Source organism: Tessaracoccus bendigoensis DSM 12906 (assembly GCF_900141915.1).
GTDB classification, from domain to species: Bacteria; Actinomycetota; Actinomycetes; order Propionibacteriales; family Propionibacteriaceae; genus Arachnia; species Arachnia bendigoensis.
In genome coordinates, this window is the sequence record NZ_FQZG01000022.1 from 17,347 (window position 1) to 38,999 (window position 21,653).

Annotated in this window: 20 protein-coding genes, 1 tRNA gene and 2 pseudogenes; 13 read left to right on the forward strand and 10 right to left on the reverse strand. The window is 63.7% G+C overall.

Annotated elements, in window-relative coordinates:
• Positions 1 to 31: 31 nt before the first annotated feature.
• Positions 32 to 1,936 carry a hypothetical protein gene (locus BUC15_RS07375; RefSeq protein WP_073186888.1) on the reverse strand — a complete coding sequence of 635 codons (1,905 nt, stop codon included), beginning with the start codon at positions 1,934 to 1,936 and terminating at the stop codon, positions 32 to 34.
• Positions 1,937 to 2,021: 85 nt separating this feature from the next.
• Positions 2,022 to 2,603 (reverse strand): LURP-one-related/scramblase family protein, encoded by a 582-nt coding sequence (locus BUC15_RS07380; RefSeq protein ID WP_073186889.1) that lies wholly within the window; start codon positions 2,601 to 2,603, stop codon positions 2,022 to 2,024.
• A gap of 85 nt (positions 2,604 to 2,688) precedes the next feature.
• Here BUC15_RS07380 and BUC15_RS07385 point away from each other — a divergent pair.
• Positions 2,689 to 2,761 (forward strand) — tRNA-Ala (locus BUC15_RS07385).
• 212 nt (positions 2,762 to 2,973) lie between these two features.
• Here the strand turns inward: BUC15_RS07385 and BUC15_RS07390 are convergent.
• The 3 genes from BUC15_RS07390 to BUC15_RS07400 are packed head-to-tail and all read right to left on the reverse strand — an operon-like array spanning position 2,974 to position 5,676.
• Complete coding sequence (locus BUC15_RS07390; protein WP_139280140.1) at positions 2,974 to 3,864, reverse strand: hypothetical protein; 891 nt, start codon at positions 3,862 to 3,864, stop codon at positions 2,974 to 2,976.
• Positions 3,791 to 4,720: a hypothetical protein gene (locus tag BUC15_RS07395; protein ID WP_073186891.1), complete on the reverse strand. Its 930-nt coding sequence runs from the start codon at positions 4,718 to 4,720 to the stop codon at positions 3,791 to 3,793. The genes BUC15_RS07390 and BUC15_RS07395 overlap by 74 nt, the downstream gene beginning before the upstream one ends.
• Positions 4,717 to 5,676: a hypothetical protein gene (locus tag BUC15_RS07400; RefSeq protein ID WP_073186892.1), complete on the reverse strand. Its 960-nt coding sequence runs from the start codon at positions 5,674 to 5,676 to the stop codon at positions 4,717 to 4,719. Before BUC15_RS07400 ends, BUC15_RS07395 begins: the two co-directional genes overlap by 4 nt.
• Before the next feature lie 107 nt (positions 5,677 to 5,783).
• Here BUC15_RS07400 and BUC15_RS07405 point away from each other — a divergent pair, with 107 nt between their 5' ends.
• From BUC15_RS07405 to BUC15_RS07445, 9 genes and pseudogenes are all read left to right on the forward strand, one after another.
• A complete protein-coding gene (locus BUC15_RS07405; RefSeq protein WP_073186893.1) occupies positions 5,784 to 6,107 on the forward strand; it encodes a hypothetical protein in 324 nt (107 codons plus the stop codon).
• Positions 6,108 to 6,255: 148 nt separating this feature from the next.
• On the forward strand, positions 6,256 to 6,618 hold the full coding sequence (locus BUC15_RS07410) for a hypothetical protein (protein ID WP_139280141.1): 363 nt from the start codon (positions 6,256 to 6,258) through the stop codon (positions 6,616 to 6,618).
• Between the two features lie 108 nt (positions 6,619 to 6,726).
• A pseudogene (locus BUC15_RS07415) lies at positions 6,727 to 8,219 on the forward strand (type I restriction-modification system subunit M).
• The gene (locus BUC15_RS19405) at positions 8,212 to 9,399 is read left to right on the forward strand and encodes a restriction endonuclease subunit S (protein WP_073186895.1); all 1,188 of its coding nucleotides are present in this window, start codon (positions 8,212 to 8,214) and stop codon (positions 9,397 to 9,399) included. The pseudogene BUC15_RS07415 and the gene BUC15_RS19405 overlap by 8 nt, the downstream one beginning before the upstream one ends.
• Complete coding sequence (locus BUC15_RS07425; protein ID WP_073186896.1) at positions 9,399 to 12,413, forward strand: type I restriction endonuclease subunit R; 3,015 nt, start codon at positions 9,399 to 9,401, stop codon at positions 12,411 to 12,413. The genes BUC15_RS19405 and BUC15_RS07425 overlap by 1 nt, the downstream gene beginning before the upstream one ends.
• Positions 12,414 to 12,459: 46 nt before the next feature.
• Complete coding sequence (locus tag BUC15_RS07430; RefSeq protein ID WP_073186897.1) at positions 12,460 to 12,846, forward strand: hypothetical protein; 387 nt, start codon at positions 12,460 to 12,462, stop codon at positions 12,844 to 12,846.
• Between the two features lie 110 nt (positions 12,847 to 12,956).
• Positions 12,957 to 13,724, forward strand: a complete 768-nt coding sequence (locus tag BUC15_RS07435; RefSeq protein ID WP_139280144.1) for a hypothetical protein — start codon at positions 12,957 to 12,959, stop codon at positions 13,722 to 13,724.
• Positions 13,721 to 14,758 (forward strand): ImmA/IrrE family metallo-endopeptidase, encoded by a 1,038-nt coding sequence (locus BUC15_RS07440; protein ID WP_073186899.1) that lies wholly within the window; start codon positions 13,721 to 13,723, stop codon positions 14,756 to 14,758. The genes BUC15_RS07435 and BUC15_RS07440 overlap by 4 nt, the downstream gene beginning before the upstream one ends.
• Before the next feature lie 89 nt (positions 14,759 to 14,847).
• Positions 14,848 to 15,036 carry a hypothetical protein gene (locus BUC15_RS07445; RefSeq protein ID WP_073186900.1) on the forward strand — a complete coding sequence of 63 codons (189 nt, stop codon included), beginning with the start codon at positions 14,848 to 14,850 and terminating at the stop codon, positions 15,034 to 15,036.
• Between the two features lie 8 nt (positions 15,037 to 15,044).
• Here BUC15_RS07445 and BUC15_RS19865 read toward each other — a convergent pair whose 3' ends face one another.
• Positions 15,045 to 15,200: a hypothetical protein gene (locus BUC15_RS19865; RefSeq protein ID WP_175558267.1), complete on the reverse strand. Its 156-nt coding sequence runs from the start codon at positions 15,198 to 15,200 to the stop codon at positions 15,045 to 15,047.
• 118 nt (positions 15,201 to 15,318) lie between these two features.
• Positions 15,319 to 16,290 carry an Abi family protein gene (locus BUC15_RS07450; RefSeq protein ID WP_073186901.1) on the reverse strand — a complete coding sequence of 324 codons (972 nt, stop codon included), beginning with the start codon at positions 16,288 to 16,290 and terminating at the stop codon, positions 15,319 to 15,321.
• A 449-nt stretch (positions 16,291 to 16,739) separates the two neighbouring features.
• Here BUC15_RS07450 and BUC15_RS07455 point away from each other — a divergent pair, with 449 nt between their 5' ends.
• The 3 genes and pseudogenes from BUC15_RS07455 to BUC15_RS07465 all read left to right on the forward strand — a co-directional run bounded on the left by BUC15_RS07455 (position 16,740) and on the right by BUC15_RS07465 (position 18,456).
• A complete protein-coding gene (locus BUC15_RS07455) occupies positions 16,740 to 17,054 on the forward strand; it encodes a hypothetical protein (protein ID WP_139280145.1) in 315 nt (104 codons plus the stop codon).
• 453 nt (positions 17,055 to 17,507) lie between these two features.
• Positions 17,508 to 18,002: pseudogene (locus BUC15_RS07460) on the forward strand (transposase); the annotation flags it as partial.
• 259 nt (positions 18,003 to 18,261) lie between these two features.
• The gene (locus tag BUC15_RS07465) at positions 18,262 to 18,456 is read left to right on the forward strand and encodes a hypothetical protein (RefSeq protein WP_073186904.1); all 195 of its coding nucleotides are present in this window, start codon (positions 18,262 to 18,264) and stop codon (positions 18,454 to 18,456) included.
• Between the two features lie 41 nt (positions 18,457 to 18,497).
• On the opposite strand, the gene BUC15_RS07470 is transcribed toward BUC15_RS07465, so the two are convergent.
• From BUC15_RS07470 to BUC15_RS19410, 3 genes are all read right to left on the reverse strand, one after another.
• Complete coding sequence (locus BUC15_RS07470; protein WP_073186905.1) at positions 18,498 to 19,274, reverse strand: hypothetical protein; 777 nt, start codon at positions 19,272 to 19,274, stop codon at positions 18,498 to 18,500.
• On the reverse strand, positions 19,271 to 20,269 hold the full coding sequence (locus BUC15_RS07475; RefSeq protein ID WP_073186906.1) for a type IV toxin-antitoxin system AbiEi family antitoxin: 999 nt from the start codon (positions 20,267 to 20,269) through the stop codon (positions 19,271 to 19,273). Before BUC15_RS07475 ends, BUC15_RS07470 begins: the two co-directional genes overlap by 4 nt.
• A gap of 643 nt (positions 20,270 to 20,912) precedes the next feature.
• Entirely contained in the window at positions 20,913 to 21,374 is a 462-nt protein-coding gene (locus tag BUC15_RS19410; RefSeq protein ID WP_073186907.1) for a PX domain-containing protein, read from the reverse strand.
• Positions 21,375 to 21,653 lie beyond the last annotated feature (279 nt).

Sequence of the window (21,653 nt, forward strand, 5' to 3'; positions counted from 1 at the left end):
GGGCTGCGAGCGGAGCGAACCACCCGCCCATCTACTCCTCCTCTGAAAAACCCCGTTCCTCATCGAACTCATCGAAGTCGTCTTCGAAGGAGTCCAGGACCTGCCACGTCGTCAACAAGGCTCGCGCCATCATGCTTTGAAGGGCCGGAGGTATGTGGATCTCCGCCCCGTCATGGGTCAAGAGCCCGAGCTCCTCGAAGTGATCGAGCATGGCCAGCAGCGACTCGTCCACGCTTTCCCGGAGCGCGTCTTCCCTCGTGAGGTCGCTGCCGTACTCTTCGAGCCAGATGTCAGGGTCGAACGTGATCGCGTCGATCTGAGCAAGCTCGGTCGAGGCCCATCCCGGAATGCTCGGTGCCATCGCCAGGAGGAGCAGGTCCATGAGACGCTCAACCGGCGCCAGGTCGAGGTAGGCGCTCAACCGGAAACCTTGGATGAGGGCCGACACCAGCGGGAACGCGTTCATCCGCTCAGCTAAGGGGATTGTCTCTGCGCGTTCCTCAGGAGTTGCGGCGTCGGTGAACAGGCGCGCGTTGGGACCAGGGCGGACCTGGAGGCTGGATACTTCGATCACGTCGACCGATTTGAGGGCATCCCACCAGGTCATGAGCGGGCGGACGTCTGCCATGCTGCGCGCATAGATGGTGCCGGGCACCGCATCGGTCTCGGTCGGGAACCGGTCAACCCCTACGGCCGTGACGCCGTAAATGGCCCCGACGGTCGCAATGTCCGCCCGCCGAAGAAGCCCCGACTGGGTGATCTTGCGTCCCTTGCCGATCCAGCTGAGAAGCTCGGGGATTTTCGCGATCAAGGGGGTAGACGCCAATGCTGCGCGTCGCTCCTCCGTGTCGATGGCATCGGCGGAATCTATGACCGCCCATGCAACCTCGGTGAAGAGGTCCGGCTCCGGTTCGTCGTCCTCGCCGACGATCTGGTCGTGGACGGCCTGCCACGCTTGGGCGCTGCTGGAGGTCTCGATTCGGAAATGGAGGTAGTCGTGGAGTCTATCCAAGATGAAGCCGAACTCGTCCTCGCCAATCTCGTCGGCGAGGGGCTCGAGCATTGCGACCGCATCGGTGGGGCGATCGGGGTCGAAGCCAACTGAGCGGAAGCAGGAGAGCAGTATTTCGAGATCGGACATCTGGTCGTCCAATGACTCCCCGTTGAGGGAGCCCTCCTTCTCGTACCACCGTCTGATGTCGCGCAGCGTGCGTCGGTCACGCCTCGTAGGTTGGACTGGCCCCGTCGGTGTGGGTTGGTTGACCGGTGCTCGGCGGCTCACCGGTTCTGGGCTGCTTGCGAACACCTCGGCCACGGCCTCGTCCACCGACAGATCGGCGCTCTCGGCGAGGGTAGCCGCGCATGAAGCGATCACCAAGGCCACACCGTCGAGCACCGCCTGCCCTGCATGCCCGATGATCAGATCATTCAGCGCGTCGAACGCCCGACCCGAGCGGGTCCGCTTGAGGATGTCGCGGGCTGCTGGTCGGCCGTTGCCCGCCGCCGGCAGCAGCCACACCCGCTCGGATGGGTGCGAGGCGAAGAAGCTGTCGATCAGCCCGAGGCCAGCGCCGATGACGTGCGCGGCCGACGGGACGTGCTTCGTCGCTTCTGGGCCGATGGCGCTGAGTTCGGCTTGCGCGTCGCTCTGCCGCCCATCGTTCAGGGCCAGGGAGAATCTCTTGAGTACGGCGAGCGCACGCTCACGGTCACGGCCGACCGGGGTGAAGAGCTGCAGATTGTGCCACTCCGTGGCCCTGTTCAGGGCAAGCTGTAGTTCCTTCACGTCAAGGTTCGGGTCGTCGAGGTCGATGCCGTCTGCGGCGAGCAGCGGTGCCAACTCCGTCATCAGTTCAGCGGCGAGTCCGGGGCGGTGCTGGATGCCTCGCGAGCGGAGCATTGCTGTGATCTCTGGGTCGGAAAATGGATCCGTCATGGCCCGAGTCTACGGTTCGGCGGTCCTCAGAGGCGGCACGGGCCGCTCGTGCGCCGCGAGTTGCCGGGTGCCGCCGGGGTCGGTGTCAGGATGAGCTGTTGCGCTCGTCCTTCATGCGGATCAGATCGAGGGCGACGACGGTGCCAAGGATCATGAGGCGGTGATGCGGCCCGAGGGCAGGGGAGAGTGACACCGCATAGCGACTGCGACCGAAGAACCCGTGCGCCATACCGGCCCACTGGCGCGACACTTGTGCGACCGGGGAACCGCCTCCGAGGATCTCGTAGTTGAAGTCCCAGAACCCGCCACGGAGTTCGAGGCGTGTGCCGTCTCCGGCTGTGACGTCGATCACGCGTCGGATGAAGGAGAGCTTCTTCTTGACGGTGGCGACGGGCGCCCCGCCCGGTGCCGTCAACTCGAAGGTGTCGAACCCGAAGTTGGGGACGTCGTGCACGTCGAGCAGCGGGGTGCCGTCGCTGTCGAAGAGGGTGAACTCACGCGGCCCGGTGAAGAACCGCTTGCCGACCGAGTCCTGACCGGAGAACCTGCCGATCACCGCGCCGTCGGTGTCGAGGATGTCGAAATCGTTGGCGAGGAAGGAGGTGATCTGCTGCATGACGACGACGTCGTGGGTCAGGAGCCCACCCCGCGGTGGCTGTGTGTCCATGGGGGCCAGTATGGCGGGCGCCGGGGTCGGGCCGCCGTGCGGTTGCCGATTCCACCCGGTCCTGCCCTATACTCGTCGGAGTCTCGGGGCATTAACTCAATTGGTAGAGTGCCACCTTTGCAAGGTGGAAGTTAGGGGTTCGAGTCCCCTATGCTCCACACCGGGTGTCACAAAGAATGTGGCCCCATCGAAGCAGTAAATGGCTGGCCAGAGGTCCATCGGGGCCTCTGGCCAGACCTATCTCACTACTTTTCTCCCTCGGCAGCCGGGCTGGGCCTCAGCGCGGCCTGTTTCGAGGGCCCTTCGCCGCTCGAAGACGCAAAATGGCCCCTGCCCGGGTGTTTCCGGGCAGGGGCCATCGCCGTGTGTGCTACTTCGTCTTGACGCTTCTCTTGCCGGGGGACTTGGCTGTCCGCTTCACCGTGACCCAGGGCGTCGTCGTGGGCCCGGTGCGCTCAGAACCGGGTGGTGCCTGAGCGCGTCGCGGCCTGGTGAACTTGCGTTGGCGGTGCAGCGCCTTGGTGGGCCGTGCCTGAGGCAGGGGCTCGATCACGGCGTCATCTGCGGTCTGGGGTGGAGTGCCCACGTCGTAGCCATAGCGCGTCATCAGCAAGGAGGCGTTGACCGCAGCGAGGATGAACGACAGCAGGATGCCGTTGCGCTCAGTCCCCCGTACTCGGGTCGAGTGTCGCATCAGTCGGGCGTGGTGCGTCTTGACGCAGGCGTTGGTCGACTCCACGGCGGAGCGGCGACCATAGGATGCCTTCCACTTCGTGGTGCCGTAGAGCAGCCGCTGACGGAGGTTGATCAGGTCGTCGGGACCAAGTGTCACCGTCGTGCCGCACGAACAGGAGGTCCCCTTGACGCATTGCGTCGTCGGATAGCGGGAGGGATCGAGACGCATCGACTTGGGGTGGTTGGCGCAACGCATCGTGCCTGAGAGCACGGGGTCTCGGTAACGCTGCGTGCCCCGCTCGTAGTTCGGCGCTCCCATGGGAGTGAAGGCGTGGTACTTGCGCCGGTCGTACTGCTCGGCCAAGAGTGCCTTGGCTTCGGCGCTCATGCCGAGTGCATAGCCGCCCAAGGTCCGCAGGTCAGCGGGCAGGGTGTCCTTGAACAGGCCGCCGTCCACGAAGACCGTGCCGGGAATGGGGCCTGGCCTCCGGGTGCGCTGGTTCCTGTGGAGATCAAGGACCTGCTCGACGCCCCGGGACCACACCTTGCGTGCCCACTGCTCGGTGTCGAGGGTAGGTGTATCCACGGTCGACCAGGACCGTGGTGGGTCTGCGGTCGGCAGCGATCATGGCGTCGATGAGCGCCAGCCCACCCTCCGCCTTGTAGGTGCCAGCAGGGAAGAGGGATGCGCCCCGGATCAGTCCCGGTCGGGCCTGCCCGCCGACCTCGGGAACATCCACCGAGAGGTGCAGGTCCCACCCGCAGAAGACACCCTTGCGGTTCCGGTTCTTCCCTGCCCGATAGCCGTCACGGGCGTCGGGGTCGACGGTGTGCTGGTGCCGCCCGTCAGCACCTTGAAGGGGCCAGCCTGGCTCGTTCTTGGGTGCGTCGCCTTCCAGCGCGTCCAACTCGGGAAGGGAGTCTTCGGGGATGTCGGCCTTCATGAGGTGCTTCCACGAGCGTCTCCGGGCATGGGCCTCGTAGTCGGTGGAGTCCACAGCCTGAGCGTCAGTCTGGGCGATCTGGGGCGGGATGAAGTCGCTGGCCAGGGAGGTCATGAACTCCGCCAGACCCATCCCCAAGCGGGCGTCGGTGACTTCGCCCGTCCCCTCGTCGATGCGTTCCTTCATGGCAGTGCTCAGTTCGGTAACCGCCTGCTCGATGAGGGCGTAGGACCACAATCGTTCGATCCCGAGCACCTCCCGTTGAGCCGGGGTGAGTCGAACGACCACCTGCGCGACATCAGAGAGGAGGAGTTCCCCGAAACCTTCGAGGGCCGCGATCTGGAGCACGGTGAAGAGGGCCTCATAGGTGTAGGACCGCTTGCGTCCTCGGTGAGCGGTCATGTCCTGTTGGCACTGCTCGGTCGCCCGCGAGGCGCGCACGATGGCCAGCGCGCGATTGAACGTCGAGGTGTCGACGGGTCCGGTACGCCACCTCATCGACGCGCCAGCCCGGCAGCCGCGAACAGGTATTCGTCGTGCTCGATGCGCTGTGCCACATAGGGAGCGATGACTTCCAACGACTTGGAGGACACGGTGCCCGCGATGGTCATGAACTCACTGATCCGCAGGTTCTGGGCGAGAACGTCTGCCATCCAGGTCGTCCGGAGCCGCGCAGGGCGGAAGGCCAGCCACTCGGGCCACTGCACGTTCTGGCGCAGTGCCCCCAGCGGGTCCTTGGCCGTCTCCTTGTGCACCCCGACCAAGGGCTCCTCCGGGTAGCGGTCGCACAGGTCGAGCAGGTGCTCGACGTACTGGCTGCGTACGGGCACCACTCGGTCCTCCAGGAGGATCACGACCAGTCGTGGGTCCTGGGGATGCGCCTTGACCGTCCCGGCGGTAACAGCCAGCATCTCGCCGGGCTTCACACCCACACCCAGGCCCAGCGTCAGCATCGCCGTGGCCACGCGCTCGCGGTTGTCCGTGGCCTGAGACTTCGCTGCGGCCCAGAGCGCCTCCACCTCCTCGGCACCGTAGGGCGGCTGGATCGTGTGGTTGGTGGCGAACGGCTTGGGCGGCGGAGGCCAAGGGGCCCTCTTGGTGCAAGCCGCACCGACACGACGGAGATAGCCACGGCGCGTCGATTGGGTCTCGGTGGCCAGGTGCCTCAGCGCCGTCGCGCAGTATCGCTCAACGTAGTCGGGCACGAAGATGCTCTCCAGGTCGAGAGAGAGCCCCTCGCGGTGAGCCCACGCCAGGAAGTGGGCCACAGTGCCCAGACAGTGGTGAGCCGAGGCCACCGATACGTAGTCAGCCGCCCTGGAGGCCGTGATCGCGACCGGGCGCACGATCTCCCAGACCTCGGCAGGCATAAGGTGCGCAGCCGGGCGATAGTTGGCGAACACGCCTTCGGGGGTCGTCACGACGACGCCTCCGATGACGCGATGCTTGGGCACGGCCTACCTCCGTTGTGTCGATGGGTCCTATAAGACCCATCGGCACAACTATAGTAAGGAACCCCGACAATCCTGGAATCGAGAGCGGCTGGCTCTAGGCTGAGGACATGCCCAGGTCCGGAGGAGACGCCGCCCCGCGTGAGTACGTCGCGCGTGGTCAGTGGCCCACGGGCAGGCTCCGCAAGGACGCTCCCGCCAGCGCGGTCTACGCGCAGGAGTTCGTGAACCGGCTGCTGAAGGCGCTGGAGGCCAAGGGCAATCCGTCGATGCGTAGCATCGAGCGGGAGGCCAAGGTGAGCAGGCGAACCATCGAGCGGGTGCTCGCAGGTGAGGTGCTGCCGGACTTCGGAGCCCTTGCCCGCTTGGAGCAGTGGCTGGAGGCTGACCTGTGGCCGGGGCGGGAGATGCACGCCACGGATGGGCGGGAGTGAGTTGTTGATCATGGTAGACGCAGGCGAACCCGCCTCCGATTCGTGATCTGGGCGCCAGGGGCGTTCGATAGTTGCGCCTAAGGCGCAGATTTCCCCTGACTCCGCGTGGGCGCCCGGGGGGAAGAGTTGGGTGAGGCAGGCTGGGGTGGTGCCCTCCCCGCCCGCCTACTCACCCCGGGACTTCTGCCAGTTGCCGGAGTTGTTCGGGCGCAACCCGACCGTGAAGTTTGTTCGCCACCCAGACGGCGACGAACGACGAGGGTTGGCCTATGCCAGCCTCATGCAGCACCGCTTCGCCATCGTCGTCCGGGGCACCCTCCAGCGGCACGGGCACAACAGGAAGTGGTTGGCCGAGCAGACGGGGATGGACTACACGCGGCTGGGGCGACTTCTGAACGGCCACCTACCGATGCGGTTGTCCGACATCGGCAAGGTTGGGATCGTGCTGGACATCGCGATTCCGTTCAGGCCAGAGGACTTTGTGGGCGACCAGTTCACCCTGCGGCGATGAAGGTGGACACCATGCGGCCAAGCCTCCGCCCCGAGCGCCGCCGGGCTTGTAGTCTTCACTCATGGGTCCTGTAAGGCCCGTCGTCAGACCATCCACAAGGAAGCATCTGTGACCATTTCCCAGCAGCACCTGGAGTCGCGCCTGTGGTCAGCCGCGAATGCGCTTCGCGGCCCCGTGGCCCACGCCGACTTCATGACCTACATGTTCCCGATGCTGTTCTGGAAGTGGATCAGTGATACCTGGACGTGGGAGCACGAGCAGGCGGTCGCGGACTTCGGAGATGCCCTCAACGACGAGATCGAGGCGGACTACCACCGCTTCGATCTCCCGGGGGGCACGCACTGGAATGACGTGGCCCGCAGCACGCTGCCGAACCTCGGGGCACGCATCCAGAGGGCACTGGACAAGATCGCCCAAGCCAACGCCGAGAAGTTGGCTGGCATCTTCGGTGACGCAGCGTGGGGCAACAAGGAACGCCTCCCCGAGGAGCACCTCCGCAACCTCATCTCATCCTTCGACGGGCTCAACCTCAACCCCGACGAGGTGTCCCACGACATGCTGGGGCAGGCATACGAGTACCTGCTCAAATACTTCGCGGAAGGGGCAGGCCAGAAGGCCGGTGAGTTCTTCACCCCCGTCAGGTGGTCAGGTTGCTGGTGCGCCTCCTCGATCCCCAACCGGAGGAGACCATCTACGATCCCACCTGCGGCTCGGGAGGGATGCTGATGGAGACCATCAACACCATCCGGGCGCGCGGAGAGGACCACCGCACCCTTCGCCTCTACGGTCAAGAGGTCAACCTCACCACCTCCGCCATCGCGCGGATGAACCTCTACCTGCACGAGATCGAGGACTTCAAGATCGTCCGTGGGGACACGCTCCGAGCCCCAGGGCTGCGGAACCCCAATGGGACGCTCCAGAAGTTCGACGTGGTGATCGCCAATCCGCCGTTCTCGCTGAAGAACTGGGGACGAGACACTTGGGAGTCCGACCCTCGGGCGTTCTGCGGGGTGCCACCCAAGGACAAGGGTGACTACGCCTTCATCCAGCACATGATCGCCTCGATGGATGAGGAGCGGGGTCGCGTCGGCGTGGTGATGCCGCTCGGCGCGCTGTTCCGAGCCGGGGCCGAAGGCTCCATCCGCGCGTGCCTTGTGGAGAAGGACCTGCTGGAGGCCGTCATCGGGCTTGGCCCGAACCTCTTCTACGGGGCCTCCATCCCGGTCTGCCTGATGATCTTCCGCAAGGAGAAGGTCGAGGAGCGCAAGAACAAGGTGCTCTTCATCGACGCCACGGAGCGTGTGAAGACTGGGCGAGCGCAGAACGAACTGGGCGACGATGACGTGGACGCCATCCTGAAGGCATTCCACGAGGGAGTCGACCTTGATGGTGACGGCGGAGTGAACCTCCGACTGGTCGACCTGTCCGAGATCGAAGCGAACGGACACGACCTCAACATCGGGAGGTACGTCGCGGGCGCAGAATCCGAAGCGGTCGACGTGACCGAAGCCTTGGCCGCATGGCAGGAAGCCCGGGCAGAGCGTCTCGCTGCCGAGGAGGCCATGGTCGAGCGACTGAGGGCGGCTGGCTTCGATGCGTGAGGGATGGCGCAAGGTTCGCGTCTCTGATGTGGCTCAGGTCATTGGTGGGGGAACGCCCAAGACCTTCCACGGCCCTTACTGGGACGGGGGCATTCCTTGGATCACGCCGAAGGACCTTTCAGACAGGCCCGCCCTCTACACGGCGGAGGGGTCGCGCTCCATTACTGAGGCTGGTGTAAAGGGCAGTGGTGCACAGTGGCTGCCAGCGGGGACAGTCCTGCTTTCCACGCGTGCGCCAATCGGCTACGTCACCATCGCAGCGCGCCCGCTCACTACAAACCAGGGCTTCAAGAGCCTTGTGCTGGCGGACGGCCAACTTCCCGAATACTGGTACTACCTTCTCAGCGGATCAACCGAATATCTGCGCTCGCGGGCTCCGGGGTCGACCTTTCCCGAACTGAGCAAACGTGCCGTAGGAGCGCTGGAGTTCGCCCTTCCCCCCGTCCAAGAGCAGCGACGCATCGTAGACCTGATGAGCCACGTGGATTCCCTGAGAGCGGCGCTCTCCGAAGAGGCCGCCCGTCTCTTCTCTGCGCTTTGCGCCTTCCGTGACAGCATATGGGACGTTCCGCAGCGCGTACCGCTGTCGCGATACTGCCGTGTCGATGGCGGATTGGTCGACCCCACAGGAGAGGGCCAGCGTGATCGTCCGCACGTGGGAACCGACAGGATCGCCTCCGGGACAGGCGATCTCATCGGCGTTCAGAGTGTCAGCGAGGACGGCGTAACGAGTGGGAAGTTCGAGTTCTCCGAGCGGCACGTTGTCTACTCCAAGATTCGACCCAATCTGATGAAGGTCGCCATGCCTACGTTCTCCGGGTTGTGTAGTGCGGACGCGTATCCTCTGCTGCCCGCCCCGGGCGTACCTCGCCGATGGCTGCAACAGTTGCTACTGACAACAGAGTTCACGACGTTGGCCGTTTCCCAGTCAGGGCGCACAAAGATGCCGAAGATCAATCAGCCAGCCCTCATGGGGCTGATGGTTCCGGACATCGCTGATGGTGCGCGCGAAGAGCAGGCTGTGGTACTCGACGCTCTCGACGCACTGAGAGTGGGGTTGGGGAAGGAACGAGACGCGCTTGATCGGCAACGCGCCGCATTGCTCGGTTCTTTGCTCACGGGGGATCACGAGATTCCTTCCTCCTACGATGAGTTCATCCGCGATGAAGGGGCGGCGTGATGGCGTTCGATGAGAAGCACACCGTGCAGGACTGGCTTGTGAAGCGACTCGTCGGGTTGGGTTGGACCTACGAGCCGGCCACCCACCTCCAGCGCTCCAACACGGACGTGCTCATCGAAGAAGACCTGATGGAGGCGCTGGTCGTCCTGAACCCCGCCATCGGCGCGGACGAGGAGCGTCTGGATGAGGCGCTTCCGCGCATCCGGGGGGCTGTGACGGCTGCCAGTACGGACGGGCTCGTGGTAGCGAACGAGCGCCTGGTGACCTTCATGCGTGGGGACGTGAACCACAGGTACATCGGGACCCCTCATGACGTGCCCCTACGGCTTGTCGACGTCGATGATCTCGCCAACAACACCTACGTCGTCTCCGACGAGGTTGTCTTCGGCCCGCCCGGGGACGAGCGCCGGTATGACGTGGTGCTGTTCATCAACGGCTTGCCGGTCGTGGTGATTGAGGCCAAGACCCCGGTGAAGTCATCGGTGACATGGCTGAAAGGCGCGAAGGACATCGCAGACGTGTATGCGCCTGAAGGTCCGTCGTTCTTCGCCCCCAACGTGTTGTGTGCCTCCACGGACGGCAAAGAGTTCCACTACGGAGCCATCGGTCAGCCCGCGACGGAGTGGCTGATGTGGGGGTCGACGCAGGACCCCTACGACCTCGATGGCCTGCCGCGCGTGGAGCGCTCGGTAGACCTGCTGTTGACTCCACAGAGCATCCTGTCGATCCTTCGGGACTTCACCCTCTTCGAGGACGCCGAGTCGGGCAAGCGCAAGTTGATCCCTCGCTACCCACAGGTGGAGGCGGTTGAAGCGATCCATGAGCGCGTGATCAGCGGCGGGGACCGGGGCCTCATCTGGCACTACCAGGGGACGGGCAAGACCCTCCTGATGGGCTTCGCGGCAGTGCGTCTTCTTCACGATCCCGAGGTGGGCGACCCAACCGTCCTGGTGGTCCTTGACCGGCTCGATCTTGTCGAGCAGGTGGCCCGTCAGTTCAAGACCACGGGCCTGCCGATGCTGAAGGTGGCGGAGACGACGGCCCAGTTGTCCCAGATGTTGCGCGACGATCACCGAGGGATCGTCGTCACCACGATCTTCCGGTTCGAGGACGCGGGCGTCCTCAACGACCGCCAGAACATCATCGTCATGGTGGACGAGGCCCACCGCACCCAGGAGGGGTCACTCGGTGAGCGCATGCGGACCGCGCTGCCGAACGCACGGTTCTTCGGGCTGACGGGCACGCCCATCTCCCACAAGGACAAGAACACCTTCAAGTTGTTCGGCTCGGACACGGACCCGGGCTACGTGCTGAACACCTACTCGATGGAGCGTTCCATCGCTGACGGGGCTTCGGTACCTGTCCACGTCGAGACCAGGCTGGTCGAGTGGCACCTGGACAAGGAGGCGATGGAGGCCGAGTTCGACGCTCTGGCCCAGGAGGAAGACCTCACCGAAGAGGAGCGCGACGTTCTGGTCCGCAAGGGCGGAACCGTGAAGACCGTCCTGCTCAACCCGGACCGCATCACAGCCGTTTGCACGGACATCCTCGATCACTTCACGGCAAAGGTGGCACCGCTGGGGATGAAGGCCCAAGTGGTGGCCTACGACCGTGACCTCGTGGTCCTGTACGAGCAGGAACTGAACCGGCTCATCGCAGAGCGCGGCCTGGACCTGACAACTCAGGTCGTCATGACGGTCGGCGGCAAGGACGACAAGCAGGAGTGGAAGACCTACGAACTCACGCGCGCCCAAGAGGCGGTGGTCAAGCGTGAGTTCAACAAGGTGGGCCAACCTCCGACGTTCCTTGTGGTCACGGCGAAGTTGCTCACGGGCTTCGACGCGCCCATCGAGCAGGTGATGTACCTGGATCGTCCCCTGACCCGGCACACGCTGTTCCAGGCGATCACGCGCACCAACCGGCGCTTCACCAACCCCGTGACGGGACAGGAGAAGCACAACGGACTGGTGGTCGACTACATCGGGCTGGGACCGGCCATCGCAGCCGCGCTGAAGGCAGCGGACCCCGAAGCGGGGGGCAAGCGCCCGGTGGACGTGGCCGAACTGATCCCCGAGTTCCTAGCCCGGCTCGCCCAGACCTTTCAGCGATTCGAGGGCATCGACCTGGTGGACTCCTCCTACGAGGCGCTCATGGCCGCGATGGAGCGCATCAAGGGGCAGGAGGAGAAGGCGCGGTTCTGGCGGGACTTCACGGGTGTGCAGACCCTGTGGGAGTTGCTCGCGCCTCGGGATGAACTGGACGAGCACGAACCCCTCTACAAGTGGCTGGCGCAGGTCTACGAGGCGTCAAAGCCCGGCAAGGCTTCTGAAGACATCCTGTGGGAGCGACTGGGGGCCAAGACGCTGGCGCTCGTGCACGGCCACATGTCCAACATCAAGGTCACGGGCACGGGACTTGAAGAGGTCATCGTTGATCCCGACAGCATCGAGCGGCTCCGCAAGTTGGCCGAGCAGGGGGAACTCGACATCGACCCCGAGCGAGACCTGCTGAAGGACCCCGTGACCCTCGAAGAGGTCTTCGACACTATCGACGCCCGGGTGCAGCGCCGCCTGAAGGAGTCGGGTGGGCACGAGGTCTACAAGACACTGGCCGAGAAGATCGAGCGACTTCGCAAGCAGGCTGCCCAATCCGCCAGCGACACCATTGAGTTCCTGAAGAAGGCCCTCGACGTGGCCAAGACCGCAGTCCAAGCCGAAAGGTTGGAGGAAGACGGAGACCTGGACGCAGCGGTCACCCTTCTCGACCCCAACATCGGTGCACTCACCCAGATCGTCAACGAGTACAAGCCCGCCGACACCCCGGTGATCGTGGATGACGTGGTACGTGACATCGACACCATCGTCAAGCAGGTCTCGTACTCGGGCTGGACCCAGGATCAAGGCGGTGACCGCACGGTCCGAAAGGAACTGCGGCAGGTGCTGAAGAAGTACCGCCTGCCCCTTACGGGCGACCTGTTCGACCGAGCCTACGCCTACATTCGAGAGAACTACTGAGCCGCAGACGGAGACTCAACCAAGATTGTCACTTCTCACTGATGTAATGAGGATCATGCCCCCGAAGACGAACACCGACCCCGTTGAAGGCGATGTTTATCGCACCAGTCCGGACACATCTGCATCCGGGGATGTGCATGGGGAGAACAAGAGAATCTGTGGCGTTGTCGAACTCACCCGCAGGTCTGTGCTCACGCTCACGAGGACGACACGTCCTGAGAAGCATGCGAGGAAACTGGAGTCTGCGAAGAACAAGCAGATGGGGCTCACTAAGGCTGCTTGGTGGACAGACGTCAACCAACGGCCTCTGTCCCGGTCCTGGTTGGCAGACCCTGATCGGGTCGAGTATCTTGGAAGGCTGCCCGAGCCGGAGTCGACACAGTTGGCGGAGTTCTGGCAGATGTCCAAGATGCTAGGACGGACGAACCTGTGATGCTACAAGATGCGCTCGGTGCACCCCTGACGCTGCCAACTGAGGGGGAAGTGGGGCAGCCAGCCGTTGGCGACCTTTGGGTTGTCAGCGCCGACGGGCAGGATCGCGGCGTGGTGATGATTAGCGCGGTGCGCGACCTCCACGTGCTGGCTTGGCCGGTGACTCTCCCCACCAGGGCCGCCGCCGCCCCCTCTTTCCTCATCACGGTGCCTGACATGGGCGACTTCGTTGCGTGGCCGGATGCGGAGTTCGGGTTGGCCTTGGCTGCGCTGGATCGCAGGTTGGCCCACGTTCTCGATGACAGGACGATCCGCACGATCCGTTGGGCCGTCACCGAGGACGAGCCGGTGGACGACGTGTCCACCTGCCCCGCTGTCAATACCGCTGAGGCGGTAGCCGCTTTTGAGGCCGTCTGCTCACAGGCATGGGCACTGGGGGACTGGGCTTGGCCCGACAACACGATTGGCGAAGCGGCGCTGTCGCAGGACGCTCTCTCCGATGCCGGGGTGGAAATCGCGCAGTTGGCGCAGGCGCTCGGCGTGAAACCTGGACGCGCCTCCGCACTGGCCCGAGGAGTCAAGGTCCCCACGCCGGAGGAGGTTGCGACGATCCTGTCGTTGTTCCCCGCAGGGACCGTTGCCGGAGACATTCTGGAGCCGGTTGACGGTGCAGATGCCGTCGTCCTCAGCCTGCCCGAATACAAGTCAAGAGTGCGACTGTTGTCCACCGAGCGCACCCTCCCCGAGCGCCGCGCCCGCACCATGGTGTGGGAGCAGGCGTGTTCCCGTGCAGCCCGTCAGGTTGCCCATACAGCACCGTTGGAGGCCGCTCGCGCGAGGGTGAACTACGCACTTGAAGAACTCATGGGCTGGACATGACGCTCCCGCAGGGACGCAGCGTCGCGGAGTGGACTGGTCAAGGGCTGGTGGCTCTGGCTAGTCGCCACCTTCGTGAAGAGTTCGCGCGTCTGTATCCCGATGCTGCTGAAGTAGCGAGTGTTGACGCCATTGAGGCACTGGCCTTGATCCCCGACGTTGTTGTGGAGTGGGCCAGCACGCCACCCAGAGGCAGTTGTGAACTGGGCGGTGTCTACGACGGCGATGTCGAACCGGCACGAATCATCATCCGCGAGTCCCACAACCGCAAGCGCAACCTCTTCACCGCGCTTCATGAGGTCGGTCATCACATCTTCTGGAACGACGAGGCGTGGCAGTTCCAGATTCTTCCGGAACTTCGTGACAAAGCGCGGCTGATTGAAGAGAAGATCGTCAATGACTTCGCCGCCAGCATCTTGGTGCCTGAGGAGGCCGTTGCGCTTCATCTTGGTGATGGAGTGAGCCCTGAGGGCATCCAAGCGCTCATCCAAGGCACCCAGGCATCGGCCACCACATGCTGCATCCGCGCACTCAACCAGCCGGGCCAGAGGCTCGTGATCCTCGCATCCGAGGATGGCCACATCTGGTACGCAGACTCCAATGGCACCCCCTATAACCCCGGCAAGCGGGTGGCTCAGCCCGCCCTCATTTCCGCTATTGAGCGGGCCCGTGAGTCGGGGAAGTACCGCTTGATGGGCGGCGACGGCATCCGGTACTCCAAGGGTTGGGCGGACACGGATGTTTGTTTGGACGTTCTGCTGCACGACGGGTTGGTCATTGCCGTCGTAACGTCGACGCGCCCTTCTCTGCGCGGTAGCGTCTCCACTGGCTGGCACGAAGTGTGTGAAGCATGCGGTGCCGAGTTCGCGGTCAGTGCTTCCAGCGGCCAGTGCACGACCTGTGGAGACTGGAAGTGTCCCGATTGTCGGGGCTGTCAGTGCACTGCGAGCAAGGCGGTCTACTGCCGCAGATGCTTCTTGGCGCTTCCCACGGCTGAGGTGTCCAAGGGGATGGCGGTGCACGAAGAGTGTGAATGATCCAGAAGGTTAGGTCCATCTCCTCGAACACCTGTGCATCTACGCTCGATAGCACTCAGTCACACAAGCCCGATCTCGGAGGGACCGTCATGACCCAGCACAACCCCAAGGACTCCCTCCAGGCCGACCTGGAGGCGCTCAACGAGGTCTTCGAGGCCGAGGACCGAGAAGATCGCCGCGCCGAGGCCCAGCGCCGTCGTGACGGACTCCCAGAACCGAAGCGGGACATCCGGGCCTTCGAAGGCTTCGCGGACGGCGGAGTGGCTCCTCGCGACTGAGGTCGGGCTCAGAAACCGCTGACCCATGCCTCCTCTAGGAGCACCGACGCAAGCGCGTACTCGCAGCGGTCGAGGTCGGAGACGAGATGGGTGAGGTCATTCGCAGCGCGCTCGGCTGCCTCGAAGACGGTGGAGATCAGGGTCTGCTGGTTGGTCGCTCTCATGCGCCAGGACTGTAGCCAGGCTGGCCCACTTCGCCAATCCCTGTGTGCAGTCCGATCTTGGTTGGAGCGACGATGGCGTATAGACAACGGTCGAGCGCAAGCGGACTTGTGGAGGGGGTCAGTGGATGCTCCACAATGCCTCGGTCAACCAACCATCAACGAAGCCCATCGTGCTCTTAGGCGTCCATCCGAGCACCGAGGGGAACTTGCCCATGGTCGTCCGCAGATCGCTGGCGAAGCGCGAGTCAGGATCGACATGCCGTAGCAAGTAGGCCAGGACTGCCGTCAGGAAGTAGACCTTGTTGGTGTCGGCAGATACGAGGTGGTGCAGTTCCTGTTCCACCATGCGCCTGTTGATCTTGTCCGGGGGGTACACGGTGCTCCTGTTCCAGATGCGCGCGTTGTGAGCGCAGTGGTTGCGGAGCACGTTCAACGCCTTCAGCCAGCCGAACAACACCTGCGGATTCTTGACGCCGACCTCCTCCGCGATGCGCCGCGCATCCTTGGGTTGCATCATCCGGTAGAGCCCGATCAGGCAACCCATCGTCATGAACTCGGTTGCGGCCCACACAGGCACATCACCGTCGTACTTGGTGACGAAGTGGACCACGTAATCCTCACGGTCTGCCTTGCGCTGCAAGGAGTCGTACTCGCTGCGCCAGGTGTCGTACTTCGTCCCCGCATGGTCGGGTCCGCGCGATACTGCATTGCATCGCTGGGGGTCGAGGCCGCTGCGGTCCAGGTGGGCAAGGGGTCCGTGCTTCCCCAGGTGGTAGCCCACCTTGGTGCGCAGCGCGATCTCCAGTGACTGGATTGCAGGCAGCAGCGTGCGCCGAAGCCGGTGGTCGAAGTCATGCAACGCCACGGCATCCGACAGGCAAGCGCCCCCCACGAAGTCGTCCGAACGGTGCACCGTGCCAGCGTCGTCGGTTGTGAACGCCCGCATCGGGTAGGTGTAAGCCGATAGACGGTAGTAGCCGATCCGCTTCAGGGCCCGTACCGCGTCGCCTTCACGGCCAACGTACAGCCCCCGAGAGGACAGGAGGCGAACCTGCTGGTCGTAAGGCAGGTGGGGCTTGGCGTAGCGCATCACCCTATGGTGCCAAAGGAAAACCGGCCCATGCACGACAGGTGGCGCGAGGCCGGTTGCCGAGAGAGGGGCCGGTGTTTATGCACCCATGGTAGCCGCCAGGACCGACATCGCGTCAAGACCCCGCACAGGTCTCTTATTATTCTGTGCCGTCCCCACGAGCGGCGCGTCCGTGGTCGGGCAGGCAGGACGCAGCCTGTACGGTTTCCGGAATCTACCGCGTACGTCCTCCCACCGGCTAGGCCACGTAGCCCCCTGTCAGCGCATTGTCTGGGATACCCACAACCTGAAACCTGGCTACGACGAGCCAAATCACCACTGAAACACCTAGTCGGAGGCGTTTCGAGCTTCGTCAAACCACGCCAGAGTCCGCCATCGGATGTCAAGGATTGGGCTCAAAATGGGCTCAGATTGGGCTTAAACCTGGGGTATTCACAGGGGTGCGGCCCGTGTTGCGGGTCTGGGGCGTGGTTGCTCATGCCGGTGTGGTGTTGCCGCGGCTGCTGGCAGATCGGATCGGGCTGACCGTGGGGTTACGTGCGGTGGTCGCCCGACGTGACTTCACGCCGCGCCGCGATCGTGGCCGATTGTTGACAGATGCGGTCGCAGCGTTGACTGCTGGCGCGTCGTATCTGTTGGATGTGGAAGCGTTGACCCGGCAGGAAGCGTTGTTCGGTTCCGGCGGCGCGGCATCGGACACGACGGTGCTGCGTGCGTTGGACGAGTTGGCCTGCCGGATCGTGGCTCATGGTCTTCCCGACTGACGCTACGCACGCATGCTGGCGGAGGTCCGTGCTGCTGCTTGGGCAGCGATCATTGCAGGGAACCAGGCCCTGTTGCCTGCGGTGCAGGTAGCCGGACGGCCCCTGACGAGGTCCGGGACGGGTGAGCCGGTCACGGTGATCCGCGTCGATGCCACGATCATCGAGGCAGCCGGTGATCAAGGAAGCGTCGGTGGCCGGGCATTACAAACACGGGATCGGCTGGCATCCGTTGACGCCCGTGGTGCAGCAACACCGGTGACCATCTGGCCGTGATGCAACGTCCCGGTAATGCGGGCTCGTTGATCGCTTCTGACCACGTGAAGGTGTTGGATGCCGCCTTGGAACAGGTCCCTGCCGAGCATCGCAGGGACTTGTTGGTGACGATCGACGGGGCCGGCGCCTCCCATGAGGTGATCGAGCACTGCCACCGGCCAGCTCCAGTGGCTCGACACCAGACACCGTACCCAGGCCCATGCCGAGGACAAGGTCAAGGTACTCAAGGCCATGGGTGCCCAGAAATTGCCCACCGCCGACAAGGACCGTAACGCGGCCTGGCTGCAACTGGCCGCACTCGCGGTCACCTTGACCGCGTGGCTACGACACCTCGCCCTCGACGGCGAACTGGCCATCGCAGAACCCAAGACTCTCCGATTCAGGCTGTTTGCTGTCCCGGCCCGGATCGCCCGCCATGCCCGGTCCCGGATCCTGAAGATCCCCGACGACTGGGCCTGGGCCAAGGATCTGGTCACCGCCCGGAACCGAATCTGGTCCCTCCAACCCGACACCCCCCGACCAACGAAAGGACATGCAGACCCCGCCGCAAGTGGAAGCGGTAGCCACCCGGGCACCCGGACCAGACGAACACGCCCACCACACGGATCCGGCCTTCCTTGGGTCAGCCAGCCCGGCGATCAGACCCAGCACACCCCAGTGAATCATCGAGGCTAACCTGACACACCGAAGCACAGGTGTGGAGAACCGCTCCGGAACCCCACACCTGTGCTACCAGATACGCGCACAACCGCTACCAAACCCCTCTGCTAACTAAACACCTGTCCACAAACTTTCGAGGGTATGTTCCTTTCCCCTTGCCAGCACGTACTTCTGTACTGGGGGTAGGTCCGTCGGAGTGGCTTTGGGGTAGGTTTTGGAGGACGTGCAGGAGCGACAGCGTGGTCAACCCAGAGGACTCGCGAAAGGCCCCCACATGACCAGCCGAACGTTCACCAGAACGCATCCACGCTATGCAACGCTGCCCCAATCCGCAGAGTACTGCAGAAGCTCTCGACGCTCACTGGAGCGCCGCATCTCTGAGGGCAAGCTCACCCGCTACAAGAACGGCTTCCGCGTCCTCGTCGACCTGGATGAGGTCGACGCACTTCTACGGGGTGAACGCCGCTGACTTGCGCTCTGGCGACTTGAGGAGTCATGTGAGTTGCTTCTTCAAGCATTCGGTCGCACGTCCAAGCCCTCTCGTAGAGCTTTGAGCTGGTCAACGACGAGGTCCACGGAGGGTCTGTCGTGCTGGGCTACTTGCGTTGCCAGAGTCGGCAATTTGGTATCCAGAATAGACCTGAGGCGGTGCAAGGACTCCTCCTTCCAAGAGCCACTGAGTTGCTTGCCGGCTCTGTACGGACCGACCAACATGTTGTCGTAATCCCACTTGCCGCCAGCCTCGCCGTCTGACCAGAGGGCATCCCCATCCGGTCCGTGGTACGTGGCCTTCAGGAGAGGCCCAAGGTCCCGGGAGTCGCTTCGTGTGCTGGCAACGCGATAGTTCCAGGCAATGACCTTCAACCCGATCATGGAGCTGAGAGTGGGAATCCTGACTGTCGCATGTCCAGCTTCCACGATGTCTGCGCTTTCGGCTGCTTCAGCCATGCCGGTCACATCGAGCGTGATTCCATCTGCTGTCTGCACGATCCCCCCGGGAGCCACTTCGGGTCCGTAGGGGATCACATCCACCTGCACGCCGTCGACCACGAAACGAATGCCAACCCCGTGTGGGCCATCGAGTTGCTTCAATCGCTCATGGTAATCGGCGAGAGAGGTGACCAGGATCGAAATGTCGACGTCGAGGGTCCGTGCGACCAGCGGTAGCCCTGCGACGTTGTGTACCCGATAGTCGCGTGCAAATGCGCCCACGAGCGTGTACTCGGGGATCATTTGTGAAAGGGAATGCAGGAGTCCCGCCGGCAACGCAGAAAATGCCTCGGTCATCGCGCAAACGCCCACTGCTGAAGGTTTGCCAGTTTCTGCGCTGCGGACGCTTCCCGCGGGTCACCACCAGCCAGGGCATCCGCATAGGCGAGGAGGGGGGGCACGAATCTGTCGTCATGCAGGAGGCCAGCTGACCAGAATCGTTCCCGGAGGATGACTTGCGCCTGGCCATCCCGTGTCAGCCGGGCGTCACGTCGGATCTCCCGCCACGGCGGGTCGCTGTAGAGGACTGTTCGGTCCGGAACCAGCTCGGCACCGAAGTGCGCGAGGGCGGAACCACCGCCGATAGTGCCGGCGGCAATGTCAACCCAGTCGCGGGTCCACCAGTCAGGCTGGGGCCCTGTTAGCTCCAACTCCTTCAAGCGGGGTCTAAGGTCGCGGACGTAGCCGTCGACCCAGTCCTGAGCCAGTCGATCCCAGTCAATCAAGGTGCGACTCCCACGTTCCCCAAACACGTGACCACGATCGCGAAGGTCGATCAGCGTATTTGTGACCGTGCCCTTCGACACCTGCGCAAGAGCCGCTAGTCGCTCGTGACTGAGTCCGATTGACTCCGGAGCCACCAAGAGGACGAACGCGACTTTCAGTCCCGCCGGATTGGTGGAGGCGGGCTGCGCCGAAGTCCCCCGGTTTGCTCGCAGTCGCGGCTTCCTGCCTTCGACATGGACGTGAAAGCCCGGGAAGTTGAGGAAGGCGTTCCCGCCGCTGTCGACGTAGTTGATCCCCAGAGCCCGATACTGATCACCCCGCTGCTTCGGGATCGACGGCAACGCCAGTATCGCGTTCCCACCCCGGCTCTCGCGCCAACGCACTGCTTCAGCGGGGCCGAGCGGCTGAGACCGCCATTTGGCGTCGACGACGGCCTCCATCGTGCCGGTTCGGACCGGAATCGTGACGATGAAGTCATCGGGCCCTTCGTCCCTGCCGTCACCACGCTGCGATTCGACTCCAAGCTCCCGAAGTACGTTCGAGATCTCGTCGGATAAAATGTCCATACGGTCAATACTACTGACCGAACGGCCAAATTGGCCAAACGGGACGCTCGGCCAGTTAATGAGGTAGAGGCGCAGTGCTTCAACTCGACCGAGCGCTCCGGGCCAAAAGCCTGCCGGACGACGTTCGTACGCTGGCTGCTCAAAATCGCTGGGCTTTCACTGGGCTTCAGCTTCCCAGAACGCGGTTCAACACCTTGTCAGAAGGCACTTGAACAGGGGTTCGAGTCCCCTATGCTCCACCCAAGGTGTCTTACGGGAGCACGCGACATCGCTGTTCCTGGTTGCTGGGCCCATCGAAGCGAAGGTTGCCCCCGTCTTCCTGCGCGCAGGGCGAAGCCCGGAGCTGCAGGATCTAGTCGTCTCCTTTGGACGAAGACCCCCTATCTGGCTTCTACAACGCCGCTTTGCTCCGCGACGAAGAGGCTCTCCGAGGCGCCAACAGGATGGCTCGGCCAAAACTACGGAAACGGTTGAAGCGAAGTTGCACAAACGTGTCCCTGAACCAGGCTTTCCGACTGATGCTCGCAGCGGCAGCAGAGTTGCGATACGTGCCCAGGACAGAAGCTGGGAGTTCAGTTCGGGAAATCGATCTGCCAGCCGTGTGGCGGTGGGGAGCCGTGAGCGAGGATGTGCCCAATGAGCTTCAGTGCGGTCGGGATCGGCACCGTGTCGCGGTCGGGGTACTCGTCCTCATGCCAGACAGCCACCAGGCCGACACCCGCCGATCCTGCGCCCCCGCACCTGCGGCTCGGTCTTCATCGGGAATGCTGATCGCCGGAAAGCTGCGCGCAAAGCGCGTCCGGAGTGCCTCAGATTCGCGAAGCGCGCTGATGGCCGCGCCACGGCGGATCGTGTCGTGGCGGAATGCCTCGAACCGGGCGTAGGCGATCCCAACAACCGCATTCTTCTCTTGAGGTGAGAGTGCTGATGTTGGCCAGAAGCCGATCAGGTTGCGCCAGCCAGAGAGGAGTTCGTGCTTGTGCGTGACGTCAATCAGATCGATGAGGAAGTCGGGAAACTCGTCGGACTGCTCAAGAACCAGATAGATCCAGCCCTTGAACTCATCCAGGGTGACCGCGCCGGCCGCGAGGCACGACAGAGCCAACCCGAGAGATCCTGGGAATCGTCACGAGACACGTGCCAGAGCAGGTTGTCAACCATAGTTCAATGCTATCGAAGGGGCTCTTGGGCATTCTCTGGCTTCAGTGACGCGGGCCGAGTCATCAGCCCGTCGATCGCCGCTGTATCCATGCCGAACAGGTTCAGGGGTACTCAGCCAAATCAACATGGAACCGTCGGCGTGGTGGATATGTCGTCGTTACCTGTGGAAGGGCTCGTCACCAGCGGTATACCGCTGGTGTTGCGCTACCCGCGCCACTACACC

What these genes read in the sequence shown, in the direction of transcription:
- BUC15_RS07425 (WP_073186896.1), top strand. Translation starts at nt 9,399, where the DNA reads ATGGCGTTCGATGAGAAGCACACCGTGCAGGACTGGCTTGTGAAGCGA.
- BUC15_RS07475 (WP_073186906.1), bottom strand. Translation starts at nt 20,269, where the DNA reads ATGGACATTTTATCCGACGAGATCTCGAACGTACTTCGGGAGCTTGGA.
- BUC15_RS07440 (WP_073186899.1), top strand. Translation starts at nt 13,721, where the DNA reads ATGACGCTCCCGCAGGGACGCAGCGTCGCGGAGTGGACTGGTCAAGGG.
- BUC15_RS07405 (WP_073186893.1), top strand. Translation starts at nt 5,784, where the DNA reads ATGCCCAGGTCCGGAGGAGACGCCGCCCCGCGTGAGTACGTCGCGCGT.
- BUC15_RS07375 (WP_073186888.1), bottom strand. Translation starts at nt 1,936, where the DNA reads ATGACGGATCCATTTTCCGACCCAGAGATCACAGCAATGCTCCGCTCG.
- BUC15_RS07465 (WP_073186904.1), top strand. Translation starts at nt 18,262, where the DNA reads ATGACCAGCCGAACGTTCACCAGAACGCATCCACGCTATGCAACGCTG.
- BUC15_RS07380 (WP_073186889.1), bottom strand. Translation starts at nt 2,603, where the DNA reads ATGGACACACAGCCACCGCGGGGTGGGCTCCTGACCCACGACGTCGTC.
- BUC15_RS19865 (WP_175558267.1), bottom strand. Translation starts at nt 15,200, where the DNA reads ATGAGAGCGACCAACCAGCAGACCCTGATCTCCACCGTCTTCGAGGCA.
- BUC15_RS19405 (WP_073186895.1), top strand. Translation starts at nt 8,212, where the DNA reads ATGCGTGAGGGATGGCGCAAGGTTCGCGTCTCTGATGTGGCTCAGGTC.
- BUC15_RS07395 (WP_073186891.1), bottom strand. Translation starts at nt 4,720, where the DNA reads ATGAGGTGGCGTACCGGACCCGTCGACACCTCGACGTTCAATCGCGCG.
- BUC15_RS07450 (WP_073186901.1), bottom strand. Translation starts at nt 16,290, where the DNA reads ATGCGCTACGCCAAGCCCCACCTGCCTTACGACCAGCAGGTTCGCCTC.
- BUC15_RS07470 (WP_073186905.1), bottom strand. Translation starts at nt 19,274, where the DNA reads ATGACCGAGGCATTTTCTGCGTTGCCGGCGGGACTCCTGCATTCCCTT.
- BUC15_RS07445 (WP_073186900.1), top strand. Translation starts at nt 14,848, where the DNA reads ATGACCCAGCACAACCCCAAGGACTCCCTCCAGGCCGACCTGGAGGCG.
- BUC15_RS07430 (WP_073186897.1), top strand. Translation starts at nt 12,460, where the DNA reads ATGAGGATCATGCCCCCGAAGACGAACACCGACCCCGTTGAAGGCGAT.